We start from the raw sequence: 13,587 nt of genomic DNA, 5'->3' as shown, positions 1-13,587 counted from the left end.
GGCGTAGGTCGGCGATGCGATGCACGTTTGTCTGGGGGTGGTGTGGGTTGGTGGCGGGGAGTGGGGGTGGTTGTCCTGATCTCGCCCCCCCGCTGCCCGACCACGCGGGCCAGCTCGCCGAAGTCCCGCCCGGACGACGCCGGCCAGGGCAACACCGGTTGCAGCAGGCCGATTTCGACCAGCCGGCGGATCTGCTGGCGGTCGATCTCGTCCGGCCTGGCCGACCTGGCCGGCCCGGTGAGGTCGGCGAGCCGGACCGGCAGCCGGGGCAACCCGTCCACGACCCAGGCGTACAGGTCGCAGGAGGTGAGCTCGTCTACCCGGAAGCTGATGCCGTTCACCACCGTGCGGGTGGGCAGGCTGGCGAGCCACCGGCCGTCGACACGTCGTAGTCCGTCGACCGCGGCGACCTCGACGACCTCGTCCGCAGCAGGGTTCCGGGCGCATGCCAGCAGCAGTGCCACCGCCACCGACCGGGCCGAGCTGACCTCCCAGGTGTGCCCGGCCGCCGTGGCCCCGGACGTTCGGCCGGCCGGGCGGACGTTCCCGAACTCCGCCACTCCCACCGTCGTCAGGGCGCTGAAGGGGCTGGTCTTCACCGCGGTCCTGCTCAGGTAGGCGGTCGCGCTGCGGGCGAAACGGGACGCCGGAGCAGCGGGCAGCGGCTCCGTCACCAACCGCTCGGTGAACTCCGGACTGGCCAGCGCCAGACCCGCCGCGATGCGCGGGGTTCGCAGAGCCGCCTGCAGCGACCGCGACGCCTGCTGCACCTCGGCGGGGTACGCCTCGTCCGCCGCGCTCATCCGCTCCTGCCCGGCACGGGCCGAGGCCGCCCAGTTCCGCAGCCGATCCGCCGGCTCCTGCGGGAGGTGGCCGGCCACCGTGTCGGCCGCGGCCTGGGTACGTGCCGTCCACCGCCCGTTGTGCACGTCCCTGCGCAGGCCGATCGCCGTGCGGCGGACCTTCTGGTCCGCCAACTGCGGGACGGCCCGGTACAGGTCGTCACCGACGGTCTCGGCCAGCCGCGCCGCCGCCGCCCGGCCGTCCTCGGCCTGCCGCAGTGCGCTCATCGTCACCGGTGCGGCGAGGTCGTCGAGCACGGCGACGGGGAGCCCGCCGCTGCGCACCACGAACATCGGCGCGACCCTGGGCGCGGTGCCGGCCGACGGCGGCACCGTACCGACGTCGGGTACTCGCGCTCTCATGACAGCTGCCCCCGAATCCTTGACGAGACGAACAAACCGTTAGCGGCGCGCACGCTGCTCGCGCAGCGCGGACTGGGACGCCACCGCCCAGTCCGGCCCCAGCCCCGGGTGCCAGTGCTCCGGCAGCACCGGCCGTTCGGAGGCGTCCACCGCGGGGCGGCTGCCCAGGATGAACTCGCCGACGCTGGACTCGTGCAGCCGGTCGAGCCCCAGCACCCGGCCGGCGAGCTCGGAGTCCCCGCTGCCCAGACCGCACGGTGCCAGCCCCATCGCGGTGGCCACCAGGTACATGGTCTGGTACAGCACACCGGCGTGCTTGAGGGTCACGGCGTACGCGATGGCGCGGTACTTCCACGACAGCCGCTGGAACCGCGAGGTCATGGTGACGAGCACGTCGGGCGTGGCCTGCATCGCGGTGGCGACCGAGGCCGTGTGCAGCATGGCCTCCCGGTCGGCCGGGTCCTCGTTGACCAGGACCAGTCGGTGCTCGACGGCGTCGTAGTAGTAGACGCCCTCGGTCAGGCCCTCGCACCGCCGGACCGTGACGTAAAGCTCCAGCTCGTAGGCGGCGCCGCCACAGGGATAGGGCCGGGTGGTGGCCTCGTACGGCATGCCGTCCACCGGGCCGTACGTGGCCCGCACCCGTGCCGTGCGGTAGAGGAACTCGCCGAGCTGATCGATGGTCATCGGCCGTGCGTCGTACTTCCGGACCGAGGTCCGGCCCTCCAGCACGGTGGTCAGCGGGAGGTCCCGGGAGAGCACGTCCGCCAGCGCCGGCTCGGGCAGCGGCACCGACGGCCCGGCCGGCGGCTGCTTCACCGCGGGCTGCGGGTCGATCTCCCCGACGTAGGGGAAGATCCCGCCGAAGGGCTCGTCGAAGCGCCCGAACCTGGAGCGCGAGTGGAACAGCAGGTCGTGGAAGTCCCACTGCCGCAGCGTGGCGTCGTGGTCGGAGCGGAAGGCGACCGTCTCCCCGTCGGGCTCCCCCACCTCGACGAATCCCGCGCCGACCAGCGTTCCGAGCAGTTCGGCCACGGCCCCGGCCGGGAGCTCGCCGACCAGGTCGGCGACCACGGAACCCGCGCTGACCGAGAGCAGCAGGGTGGCGACCGCCGGGTCCAGCACCTCCACCCGGTGGGTGGCGAGGGGGGATTCGAGCGCCAGGCGGCCGTTGCGGGAACGCAGCAGGGCGAACTTCGACAGCTTCACCCAGGCGTCGGCCGGCACCTCGGCCGAGGTGTGGCCCGCGTCCGAGACCGTCTGCTCGATCCGGACGAGCAGGCGTTCGCCGTCCACCACGTACCGGGTGAGCAGGCGGCCGAGCCGCGTGAGGATCTGCCGCAGGTGCGTCTGCTCGGCCGGGGTCAGGAGGGCGGCCAGCAGTGTGGGGGAGGAGGGGGCGACCGTCAGCCCGATCACCGCCTCCCGCACGCCGTCGGACAGCCCCCGCAGTGCGAAGCACCCCCCTGCGCTGAGGATCCTGAGCTTTCCCGATTCGGTGTCGACGGTGACCCCGTCCCGGAATCCGACCGGGGCTTCGTCGAACACCGCGCTCGTCGCGGGACGGGCAGGCACGGCTTCGGTGGTCATGGCAGTCCTCACAGGAACATCGCGATCGGGTTGAGGTCGGACTCGGCCGTGGGCTCGGTCAGCAGTCCCATCCGCACCGGGACGTCGTACAGCCGGCCGGGGGCGTACCGGGTCCAGAAGTGGCGCATGCCGGGGACGATCACCTTGACCACCGGAAGGCCGACGTCGGGGCGGGTCTGGTCCAGCACGAGCATCTCCATCCCCGCGTCCTCGACGATGCGCTGCGCCAGCCGGACGTCCTGCGCGAGATCGGCGGTGCTGGGATCCGTGTAGTCGGCGGCCGTACGGGCGGGCTCGTCCGACGGCAGCAGGTACGGCTGGTTCTCCACCGTGGCGGTCTTCCACCACCGCTGCTGGTCGGGGTCGGGGAACGCGTACTCCTCGGACTCCGCGGTCACGTCGACCACGGCGGGCAGGAACTGGTTCATCTCGGCCATCGCCCGGGCGATGGCGATGGTGACGTCGAAGTGCGCGCCGAAGGCGATGAGGATGTCCTCGGTCGGCTTGTCGATCCGGCGGGACACGGCCACCACGGTCGGGATCCCCAGGTCCGTGGTGACGTCGAGGACCCAGGTTTCCCGGTTGACGGAGGTGTAACGTTCCTGCCAGGTCCTGAAGTACGGCTCGTCGAAGGTCGACAGGTCGATGGCCGGCCGGCGGAGCATGTTGTACCACCAGATGGCCACGCTGTCGCGCTCGACCAGCTCCATGAAGCCCTGCAGGATGGCGTCCTCGACGCAGGTGCCCGCGGCGTTGCCGTTGGAGTCGGCACCGGCGTAGACCTTGCCCCGTTCCGTCGGGTAGCCGAAGAACAGCGACGCGGTGGGCAGGTAGCGCATCTGCTCCCGGGTCAGCGACCAGACCGGGGTCCAGTCGATCTCGGCAGCCGGGTCGAAGGGGTCGCACACCCGCTGGAAGTGGGATCCCCGGGCGTTCCACTCGGCGCGCTCCGCGAACTGGCGCTCGCTGAACTGGTGGAGCTCGTTCGGCGCGATGGCGTCCGCACCGAGCTGCAGGTACGACGTGCGGATGCGCGCCTCGTCGCCCTTGTACAGCCCGCTGGAGCGCTCGATGGCCTCGGCGATCGCGGACGCCTTGGCCTGCACGTCGCTCATGCCCTTGCCGGCGGCCGCGCTGCGCAGCCCGGCTCGGAGATCGCCGACGTGCGCCATCGGCACCGCGAAGTTCTGGCCGGCGTGGTACGTGTACAGGCCCTCGACCGTGCCGGGCACCTTGATCAGGTGCTTGACCGGCCCGGTGATCGGGCTGATCAGCGGCTCGTAGGTGGCGACGAGCTGGTCGGGCGACTTCGCCCGGTGCCCGCCGTCGCCGGTGGTCCGCTTGGGCCGGCTGGTCAGGGTGACCGGACGGCGCTGCAGTTCCGCCTGGAGCCGCGGGTCACCGCAGTCCGGGCACTGCGGCCGCCGGGTCAGGATGTGGCGCTGCGACTGCAGGGTGAGGGTGTCCACCGTGACCACCTCGGTCTGCCGCGAGGCCGAGGTGTCGGAGGCAGCCGTCGTCGTGACGGCGCCCGCCAGCCACTGGGAGGCCCGCAGGACGGCCAACTGGTCGCCCAGCCGGCGGGTCGACTGAAGGTCCGCGAGCGAGGTGACCGACGGCGCGAGTCGGCCACTGCGCTGCTGCAGGTACGTCAGGACCATCCGGTTCGCGCTCAGCCGGGCCTCCAGGCACCGCCAGCAGGCGGTCTGCCCCGGCTCGAAGACCGGGCCGACCCAGACGGTGCTGCCGATCGTCTTCGCCAGCAGCCACGGCCGTCCCGTCTCGATGGCCCGCCGGTTGTGGTCGGCGAGCCCGGGGTTCAGGTAGTCGTCGACGAGGACGACGTCCAGGTCCGGCTCGCGCCCGTCCGAGCCCGCCAGCCGGAGCCCCGAGTCGCGGGCCACGGCCTCGAACTCCCGGTCGGGCAGCTGGCCGAGCCGGGTCACGCCGAGGGTGCGTGCGGCGACGGCCTCCAGCGCCCGGTCACCGTGCAGTCCCTGCAGCTCCCAGTAGCCGCCGGCCCGGGGGTCGGCGTCCGCGTCCACCTCCACCACGTGCCCGGCCGCGATCAGCCGGTCCAGCGCGGCGTCCACGCTCCGCGCGGGCACGGTCCCGGCCAGGGCCGCGCCGATCTCCTGCCGGTCGTGCTTGCCGTCGAGCAGCGGTGCCAGCAGTTCGGCCAGCCGGCCCTGCAGCCGGAACTGCCCCGGGCCCTCCGAGAAGAGGTAGACACCGTCGCCGGGAACGACCTCTGCACACAGAAAGCGCTTGAAACGAAGAACAGTTCGCATACTTCCCCCTCTTGTCCAGTCTTCACGATGCCGGGTTTGCGCCATGACGCTCCTCGCTCTCGAACATTCGAGCCAAGGTGCCTCCGGCGGCGATGAGCTCGGCGTAGGAGCCCTCCTCGACGACTCCGCCGTCCACGAGCACAACGACCCGATCCGCCGACCGGGCCAGCCGGGGGCTGTGGGTCACCACGATCCTGGTCACCGGAAGCCGGCTGATCCGGTCCTCGAACGCCTCGTCCACGGCCCCGGTCACCTCGTCGAGGAGCAGCACCGGCGGCCGTCCGGCCAGCGCGCGGGCGAGCAGCATCCGCCTCGACTGCTGGGCGGAGAAACCGCCCCCGCCGTCGGACACCACCGTGGACAACCCCATGGGCAGGGACCGCAGTTGGTCGGCGATGCCGGCGCTGCGGGCGGCCTCCCAGGCCTCGGCGTCCCGGCCGGGGTCGGAGGAGCCGAGGATGACCGACCGCACCGTCCCCCTCGGGACCCGGGCGTCCTGCGGGACGAAGCCGATCTGGGCCCGCACCGACTCCCGGACCAGCAGGTCGAGGTCGGTGCCGTCGTACTGCACGCTGCCGTGCTGGAGCTCCTCCAGGCCGGCCAGGGCGCGCAGCAGCGTCGACTTGCCCGCGCCGGAGGGACCGACGACCGCGAGGAACTCCCCGGGAGCGACCCTCATCGAGACCCGGTGCAGCGCCGGGCGCCGGGCCCCGCCGTACCACTTCCCGACCTCCACCGCGGCCACCTCGCCGGTCAGGGCTCCGGGCAGCGTCCGGGGAGCCCCGGCCGCCGGCAGGCCCAGCAGGGCGACCGCCTGCGACGCCAGTTGGGGCCCGACCACGAGCACGCACCGCGCGAGATTGTCCAGACGCTCCAGCGCGAGCATCAGCTGAGCCGCGCCGCATCCGGCCAGGACGAGATCGTCCGGCCGCGTGCCACTGCGCAGGGCGGCCAGCAGCAGTGCGATGCACAGCACCGGGCGGACGGCCCCCGAGACGGCGGCCAGCCGCTCCTCGACACGGAGTTCGGCGGCCCGTGTGCTGCGCCGCCGGGACGCCGTCGCGGCCCAACGCTCGATGACCGCGTGCTCGCGCCCGTAGACGTGGATCTCGTCGATGGAGGTCAGCGCCGAGTACAACAGCGCGGCCGAATCCTCGCCCTCCTCGGCCGGCCGGGGCCCGCCGCGGGCGATCCGCCACAGCAGGAGGAGCGCGCCACCGATCACCACGAGTTGGACGACACCGAACCAGATCCGCACGCTCGTCAGCAGCACCAGGGTCGAGCACGCCAGAGCGAGCGCCAGGAGGCCGTCCAGCAGCGCGGCGCCCACGAAGCTGCGCAGGTTGGCCACCGAGGTCGCGGCGGCGACGAGCGCCCCCGGCGAACACCGCCGGGCGTCCGGGAGGTCCGGGTCGAGCACCCGGTCCCACAGGGCCGGTTCCAGCGTCTGCTGGAGGTGCCCGAGCTCTGCGGCGAAACCCTTGTCGCGCCGGCCGAGCAGCAGGGTCACGCCCACGAGGGCGACCGACCACAGGATCAGCTCGGCCACGACGTGCCGGCCACCGAGCCGTACCGCGGCCAGCGGAACCAATGAACCGACCAGTGCGGCCAGCCCGCCGAGGACCACGACGGCCGTCGGCCGGCCGCGGCGGCCCCCGTATCGGGCGAAGGCGAGCAACTGCCGGAATCCGTCGATCCGGCGTGGCAGCCGCGGGTACACGTGCCAGCCGGCGCGAGCGGCGCGGTTCCCGGCAGCGGTCGATGGCTCGCCCGGAAGGACAGCCACCGGGACGCCGTCGGCACCGACCGCCAGCGTCGCCGCACCGGGTGCTCCGGCCGACGCGCCCGGCTGGATGCGCACGGCCCTGGCCCCGCTCGCGGCCACGGCGGCGGCGACCGGGTCGGGCTCCGTTGGCCGCAGCTCGGGGATCTCCCCCGGCAGCCCCAGGCCGCGCAGCAGGCGCTGCAGTGCCGTGCGGTACGCCGGCCAGCTGCTCTCCTGCTGCGTCGTCGCGGCACGCTCGCCGGATGCTGTGAGGTTCATGTCGTTCCCTGCGACTGCTTGGCGGCGGCCCGGTGCGGGCCCGGTCGTGCCGGCGCGGCGGAAGGAAGCGACAGGACGAGATCGGCCGAACGCGCCGCCGCCGGGTCCTGGGTGACGATGACGGTGGTCACTCCTCGGCGGCGGAGGTTGGCGTCGACCCTGGCTGCGAGCAGCGGGTCGAGCGCGCCGGTCGGCTCGTCCAGCAGCAGGACGGCTGGATCGCGGGCCAACGCCCGTGCCAGTGCCAGCCGTTGGCGCTCTCCGCCGGCGAAGTTCCGGGCGTCCCGCTCGACGTGTGCCGCCGAGCGGCCGCCGCGCCGTTCCACTACGTCGTCGAGGCACGCGTCGGCCAGGGCGGCTTCGACGAGTTCGTCGGATATCCCGTCGTCCCACAGCGTGACGTTGTCGGCGACGCTGCCGTCGAAGAAGCCGGGCTCCTGGCTGACGTAGCCGACCGACCGCAGCAACGTCGCGCGGGGCACCTCCTGCAGGCGGCGCCCGTCCAGCAGCACGTGGCCGCCGGTGGGCTCGAGCGCGCCGGAGAGGATGCGCAGCAGTGTCGACTTGCCGCTGCCCGCGGGGCCGAGGACGACGACCCGCTGGCCGGGCTCGATCCGCGCGGTGATGTCGCGCAGGACGGCCGGGCGGTGCTCCGCGTAGCCGAACCGCACGTCGTCGAGCTCCACCCGGCCGCGCAGCCGGGCGGCCGTGCCGTCGTACTGCGCCCGTGCCAGGAACCGCGGCTCCGGCTCGGCGTTGCGCACGTCCTCCAGCACGGCAGTCCTGCTCAGGAACTCCGGCAGCTCCCGTGCGGTCTCCACCACGGTCCGGGCGGTCAGCAGGAGCGGGGCGAGGACCGCGAGAACGCCCACCGCATCGGCGGCGTCCGGCACCGGGTGGCCGAACGACCAGCCGGACAGCCCCAGCGCGGCCAGCGGGAGGAGGAGTTCCAGGGCCGTGGCGGCGGCGTACCACCAGCGGACCGCGGCCGCGGCTTCGTCGCGGGCCTTGACATCACGAGCGGTGAGCTCGGCGAGCTCGGCGAACAGGTCCGCGTCGGCGCCTTCGGCCTGCAGGGTGTTGACGGCGGTCAGCCCGGCGAGGCCGATACCGGTGCGGCGAGCCAGTTCGTTGGCGAGCATCCGGCGCGGCAGCACCGCCCGACGGTCCGCGACGGAGCGCAGCGCCACGCCGATGCCGCCACCGGCCAGCAGCGCCAGGAGGAACGGCAGGGACAGCCGGCCCACGACGCCGAGCAGCGGCAGCAGCAGGGCCGTGCCGGCGAGCATCGGCAGCACCCGGTGGGCGAGCAGGACCGTGACGGTGTCGGTGAAGCGCACCTGGGAGACAAGGCCGGAGGTGAACCGGCGGTGGACGAAGATCCCGGGCAGCGACATCATCCGGTCGACCAGCGCCCGGGTGTGCCGTGCCGAGGTGCGGATGAGCACCTTCGACAGCAGCCTGCGCTGGCTCCAGCCGATCAGGGCGGCTCCGACGGCGGTTCCCGCCAGCAGGACCAGCAGCCCGAGCACCGAGGCATCCTGGCGCTCCATCAGGTGAAGTGACGTCTGTCGTACCAGGATTGCCTCGGCCGCCAGGAGCGCACCCGTCAGCAGGCCGAGGAGCACGGCCACGACGGCTTCCCTGCGGGCATCCCCGAGCCAGTCCAGGCAGGCACGCAGCCAGGGGCGGCGCGCCGGCCGCGCGGCGCGGTCGACCTCCGAGGTGAAGGTCAGCACGATGCCGCTGAACGCCCCGGCGAACTCGTCGGGGCCGAGCCGCAGACGGCCGCGCCCCGGGTCGTTCACGGCCACGTCGCCGCGGGCGGTCACACCTTCCAGCACCACGAAGTGGCTCTGGTGAAGGAGCGCGACAGCCGGAAGAGGCAGTTCGCGCAGGGGCCCTAGGTCGGCGCCGTCCGCTGCCGCGGTGAGCCGCAGCCGGATGCCCCGGCCGACGAGCCCGTGCTTCGCCGCCGCCCGGACGAGATCCGCCGCGGTCGTACCGTCCCGGGACACCCCGCAGTCGGCGCGCAGCCGCTCGGCGGGCACCGGCCGGCCCTGGTGGGCCAGCAGGATGCCCAGGCAGGCAGGACCGCAGTCGCTCTCCTCCACCTGCGGCACCACGGGCGTCACGGCAGTGCGCGCCGATCGGCGCAGCCGGGACGTCCGCCACGGAGCCCCCATCGCTACGCCTCCGCCGGGGCGGGCCGGCGCGGCTGCGCGGTCAGGCGCAGGTTAAGCTCGGCGAAGCTGTGGAAGGCCAACTCCGTACGCCGTCGCGCAGGTCCGGCCACCACGGTGAAGTCGGGGCAGTGCCGGGCGAGCGTCTGCAGGACGATCTCGCCCTGCAGCATGGCCAGGCTCGCGCCGAGGCAGTAGTGCGCGCCGTGACCGAACGCGAGGCTGTTCGCCTCGCTGCGGTCGAGGTCGAACGCCGTGGGGTCGGTGAACACGGCCGGATCCAGGTTGGCGGCGCCGTACATCAGGATCACCGTGCTCCCGGCGGGAATCGTGATGTTGCCGAGCTCGATGTCGGCGTCGGCGATCCGGGTCGCCATGGGGGTCGGCGGAAGGAGCCGGATCCCCTCCGCGTAGGCAGCCGCGGCCAGCGACGGGTCGGCGACGACACGCCGCCACGCCGCCCGGTTGCGGTCCAGCGCCGTCACGACGTTCGCCAGGGCACCGCCCACCGTGTCGATGCCGGTCATCAGCAACATGACGACCATGGCGATGAGTTCCTGCCGGGACAGCTTCCCGTCCTCGGGCGAGGCGCTCCGGGCCAGGCGCGAGACGATGTCGTCCCCCGGCTTGCGGGTGCGCTCCTCGACCAGTTCCTCGATGTAGCCGACCACCTCGGCAAGGCTGCTCGGAGTGGCGGGGGCAGCGGGCTGCTCCTGGCCGCCGGCGCCGCCCACCCGGCTGATGAGTTCGTGGGTGATCAGGGTGTTGATCGTCTGCGCCCACTCCAGCACCCGGGGCCGGTCCTCGTCCGGCAGCCCCAGCAGCGCTGCGGTGGTGTACACGGGCAGAGGGCCGCAGACGTCCTGGACGAACTCGCACTCGCCCCGGGCCAGGGGCTGGGCGAACACCTCGTCCACGATGGACTGCACCCGTCCCCGAAGCCCGACGGTCGCCTTCGCGCTGAACTCCGAGGCGAGCAGCCGGCGCAGCCGCTGGTGGTCGAGGGGCGGCTGGATGGGCATGAGCTGTTGCAGCACCAGGGCGACGGCCCGGTTGACGTCCGGGGTGTTCGTCCACTGGTCCGGGAGCCGCATCACGAGCTGCCTGTTGCGTGCGAGCTTTGTGACAAGGTCGTGGCGCGAGACGATCCACACCGATCCGCCGCGCAGAATCGGCTTCTCCGCTGCCAACCGCGCGAACAGCTCGTTGCTGCCGGCCGGTTGCGACCCGGGATCAGCCAGGTAGCCGAGTACCGCCCGTACCAGGTCGTCCATCTGCCGTACCTTCCTTATCATGGATGCTGCCGGTGTCCGCCGCTACGATCGGCGGACACCGGCAGCGGTCTGTGCGACTACCAGCACGCGGCGGTGCCGAGCGACGCCGGCGTGCTGACGGTGCCGGCCGAGCTCAGGCAGGAAGCGCCGACGACCTCGTCGAGCTCCTCGATCGAGATCTCCTCAACCTGCATGTCGAGTTCCTTCTCCATTGCTTTTCCCTCCCTTCGATCACTCGTCGATTCAGGGGCGGAGCGGATCGGCTCAGTGGCTGCCGAAGGTGGCCGCGGTGCTGGCCGGGGTGCTCAGCGTGGACGCGGTGCCGAGGGTGCCGGCGGCCGCCACCTCGTCGAGCTCCTCGATGGACAGCTCCTCGATGAAGAGCTCCTCGGCCTGCGAAGCGTTGTTCTGCATGGCAGTTCCTCCCTAGCTGAGATCCGTGGCCCGGCCCTGGACGGGACCGGCCTGCCAAAGCGCCTCGATCACAACCCTGCTGACGTGGGACGTCCCACCCGAGGTGGTGTGTCGGATCGGCCTGGAGTGTGTCGCGGCGTCCTGATGAGAAGATTGCCAGGTCACGGGAACTGCGTCTTCGGCTGTTTGATCAGTCCTCGTCGTCAACAAAGGTCGGGTGCGGCGAGGACACCTCGTCCATTCGTTGAGGTGCTGCCCCCCCGTTCGGGGGTCTCCCCCGGTTCGGCCGGGCCGCCGGGCACGCTCGCGGATCGCCGGGCCCGGACGCGGGAAGGCCCGGCTGCGGGTCGCCGGCCGGCCCGGGAGGACCTTCGGCACCGGCCGCCGCGGCGCCACCGCTGCCGAGCCACCGGCCGAGCGGCGCAGGCGAGTTCGTGCGGTGCGGCGGGGATGGCCGGGCCGCCGGTGCGGGCGGCGGCTGTCCAGGTGTCGAGGGTGTGCCACCAGGTGTCGAGCCAGGCTTCGATGCCGGCGCAGCGCGCAGGTGCGGCCGTGGAAGTTCCAGCGGTAGGAGGTGACATGGGCGCCGCGGGCGAGGGCGCCAAAGCCGGGGGCGGCCTGGACGGCCGGCTTGGTGACTAGAGATCGACGGTGATGGCGAGATTGGAGTGGCGCAGCGTCTTGGAGACGACTGACAGGGGGATGCCGGCGGCAATCATGATGCTGGCCGCGGTGTGGCGCAGGTCAGGCAGACCGATCTTCGGCAGGTCGAGTTCGGTGGTGCGCGTGCGGAGCTGGTCGAGGACCCACTGCGGGCGCAGTGGGTCGCCGTCCGGGCGGGCGAAAACCAGGCCTTCCAGCCGGCCGTGGGGATCGGCGGCCATCCGGAGGGCGGCCTGGCGGTGGAGGGCGGCCATGACTCTGGGGGAGAGGCTGATCCAGGCGCGGCTGGCTTCGGTCTCGGGCTCGCTTAGGTGGATCTTCCCGTTGTTCACGGCGGTCAGGGTCCAGCGGACATAGAGCTTGCGGTCCATGAGGTGCACGTCCGACCAGTGCAGGGCGAGGATCTCTCCGCGGCGCATGCCGGTGCCGAGCATGACCTCGAACAGACCGGTGAGCCGGTCGGCGCAGTGCTCCGCGTTGTGCCGCAGGAACGCCGCGGCCTCATCGGGGGTCCATCAGACGCGCTCGGCGGCGCGGGGCTGGCGGGAACGGAGTGCGTGGCCGGGTTGTAGCGCAGCCGCCACGTCCGCACCGCGTGGTTCAGGGCGTTGCGCAGCATGGCCACCGCGTGGTGAACGGTGGTGCTCCCGCGGTCGGCGGCGAGCTGCGCGCGCGCCTGCCGGACGGCCGGGTGCGTAGTCGTGTCGACGGTCATGTGACGCATGCCTGTGCGTAAGGCTCCCTGCCACAGTGAGGTGCATGAGGCCGCCTGCGGCGGCGTGTCCTGACGCGGGAACGGCCGCAGGCCTTGCCCGCCGTCGCACCTGCTCGCGACCGAGCCGTCGAGGCGGGTGTCGGCCTCGACCGCGCGATGGATGTGCGGGTCTGCTGCTTTCCGGGTCGCGATTCGACGGGAGAAAATCGATGACGACGATGTCCTGGCATATCCGGGCCGTCTCCCCGGTGCCTCTGAGGGATGAGGAGTTTTTCCATCTGGCACTGACGGTCGACGATTCGGTGATGATCACCAGCGATGGTGACGAGATCCCCTTGAAGGCGGGAGACCTCGTTTTCTGCAATCCGGGCCGGTCTCGCACCCCGAGGTTCGCCGATGACGGCCGGGTTACTGTCCTTCGTCTGCCCCGTCGCCTTCTGGAGCTGTCGGAAACGGACTGCGATCGCCTCACGGGAATGATCTCGGGAGGCGGTGGCGGCTTGGGTGCACTGGTGTCGAGTTGTCTGGCCGAGCTCACCGCCGGGGTGCAGGACCACAGTCCGGAGACCATCCACCGGCTCACCCGCACCACCGTGGATCTGCTCGTCGTCCTTGTCATGGAACTTCTCCAGACGGAGCGAGAAGACCTTTCGACGGTTGCCCATAGCGAACTGATCGCGCAGATCCAGAACTACATCGAGAATCACCTGATGGATCCGGACCTGTCGCCGTATTCGATCGCCCGCGCCAACCACATATCGGTCCGCTACCTGCACAAGATTTTCCAGCACGAGGGCATCACGGTGGGTCAGTGGCTGCGGCAGCGCCGGCTGGAATCCTGCAGGCACGACCTGAGGCGCACACCGAACCGCAGGATCGCCGTCTCGGCAGTGGCGAACCGTTGGGGCTTTGTCAGCGCGTCGCACTTCAGCCGCATTTTCCGGGAAGAATACGGCATGAGCCCCAGCGAATGGCAGGCCCTGTCGTGATCACGGATGGTCACGGCGGGTGCAGGGCTACGGACGTCCGGCTGGCCAGGAACGCCGCCTCCGAGGGGCGCGTGGGCTTCCGCAGGACACCGTGCGAACACAGAGGTGTCGACTCCCGGCGCTCTCGGCCGTCCCGGCATGGCCTCAATCGGCTTTTGCGCTGTGGGGGCAGTCGTGTGCACTCCTGGCACAGTGCCCTGCGTCCGGCGACATAGCGTG

At 72.1% G+C, this 13,587-nt stretch carries 9 protein-coding genes and 1 pseudogene; 1 reads left to right on the top strand and 9 read right to left on the bottom strand.

All coding sequences use genetic code 11. From position 1 onward, the window contains the following. The 9 genes and pseudogenes from ACFQ87_RS09340 to ACFQ87_RS09300 form a co-directional block, all read right to left on the bottom strand. A pseudogene (locus ACFQ87_RS09340) lies at positions 1-1,205 on the bottom strand (hypothetical protein); the annotation flags it as partial. A gap of 39 nt (positions 1,206-1,244) precedes the next feature. Continuing rightward, on the bottom strand, positions 1,245-2,795 hold the full coding sequence (locus ACFQ87_RS09335) for a SagB family peptide dehydrogenase (RefSeq protein WP_380610010.1): 1,551 nt from the start codon (positions 2,793-2,795) through the stop codon (positions 1,245-1,247). Between the two features lie 8 nt (positions 2,796-2,803). After that, positions 2,804-5,086, bottom strand: coding sequence for a TOMM precursor leader peptide-binding protein (locus ACFQ87_RS09330; protein ID WP_380610009.1), 2,283 nt, complete (start codon positions 5,084-5,086; stop codon positions 2,804-2,806). Positions 5,087-5,108: 22 nt separating this feature from the next. Further along, positions 5,109-7,130: an ATP-binding cassette domain-containing protein gene (locus tag ACFQ87_RS09325; protein WP_380610008.1), complete on the bottom strand. Its 2,022-nt coding sequence runs from the start codon at positions 7,128-7,130 to the stop codon at positions 5,109-5,111. Next, positions 7,127-9,256, bottom strand: a complete 2,130-nt coding sequence (locus ACFQ87_RS09320) for an ATP-binding cassette domain-containing protein (RefSeq protein ID WP_380610007.1) — start codon at positions 9,254-9,256, stop codon at positions 7,127-7,129. Before ACFQ87_RS09320 ends, ACFQ87_RS09325 begins: the two co-directional genes overlap by 4 nt. Before the next feature lie 62 nt (positions 9,257-9,318). Further along, a complete protein-coding gene (locus tag ACFQ87_RS09315) occupies positions 9,319-10,587 on the bottom strand; it encodes a cytochrome P450 (RefSeq protein ID WP_380610006.1) in 1,269 nt (422 codons plus the stop codon). Between the two features lie 77 nt (positions 10,588-10,664). Continuing rightward, a complete protein-coding gene (locus ACFQ87_RS09310) occupies positions 10,665-10,799 on the bottom strand; it encodes a hypothetical protein (RefSeq protein WP_380610005.1) in 135 nt (44 codons plus the stop codon). Positions 10,800-10,851: 52 nt separating this feature from the next. Beyond that, a complete protein-coding gene (locus ACFQ87_RS09305; protein WP_380610004.1) occupies positions 10,852-11,001 on the bottom strand; it encodes a thiocillin family RiPP in 150 nt (49 codons plus the stop codon). 638 nt (positions 11,002-11,639) lie between these two features. Beyond that, entirely contained in the window at positions 11,640-12,152 is a 513-nt protein-coding gene (locus ACFQ87_RS09300) for a site-specific integrase (protein ID WP_380610150.1), read from the bottom strand. A 436-nt stretch (positions 12,153-12,588) separates the two neighbouring features. Here ACFQ87_RS09300 and ACFQ87_RS09295 point away from each other — a divergent pair, with 436 nt between their 5' ends. Then, positions 12,589-13,368, top strand: a complete 780-nt coding sequence (locus ACFQ87_RS09295) for an AraC family transcriptional regulator (RefSeq protein WP_380610003.1) — start codon at positions 12,589-12,591, stop codon at positions 13,366-13,368. Positions 13,369-13,587: the final 219 nt, after the last annotated feature.

Source organism: Kitasatospora sp. NPDC056531, from assembly GCF_042794375.1.
Lineage (GTDB): Bacteria > Actinomycetota > Actinomycetes > Streptomycetales > Streptomycetaceae > Kitasatospora.
This window is presented reverse-complemented; position numbering and strand designations above follow the sequence as displayed.

What these genes read in the sequence shown, in the direction of transcription:
- ACFQ87_RS09335 (WP_380610010.1), bottom strand. Translation starts at nt 2,795, where the DNA reads ATGACCACCGAAGCCGTGCCTGCCCGTCCCGCGACGAGCGCGGTGTTC.
- ACFQ87_RS09330 (WP_380610009.1), bottom strand. Translation starts at nt 5,086, where the DNA reads ATGCGAACTGTTCTTCGTTTCAAGCGCTTTCTGTGTGCAGAGGTCGTT.
- ACFQ87_RS09325 (WP_380610008.1), bottom strand. Translation starts at nt 7,130, where the DNA reads ATGAACCTCACAGCATCCGGCGAGCGTGCCGCGACGACGCAGCAGGAG.
- ACFQ87_RS09315 (WP_380610006.1), bottom strand. Translation starts at nt 10,587, where the DNA reads ATGGACGACCTGGTACGGGCGGTACTCGGCTACCTGGCTGATCCCGGG.
- ACFQ87_RS09310 (WP_380610005.1), bottom strand. Translation starts at nt 10,799, where the DNA reads ATGGAGAAGGAACTCGACATGCAGGTTGAGGAGATCTCGATCGAGGAG.
- ACFQ87_RS09305 (WP_380610004.1), bottom strand. Translation starts at nt 11,001, where the DNA reads ATGCAGAACAACGCTTCGCAGGCCGAGGAGCTCTTCATCGAGGAGCTG.
- ACFQ87_RS09295 (WP_380610003.1), top strand. Translation starts at nt 12,589, where the DNA reads ATGACGACGATGTCCTGGCATATCCGGGCCGTCTCCCCGGTGCCTCTG.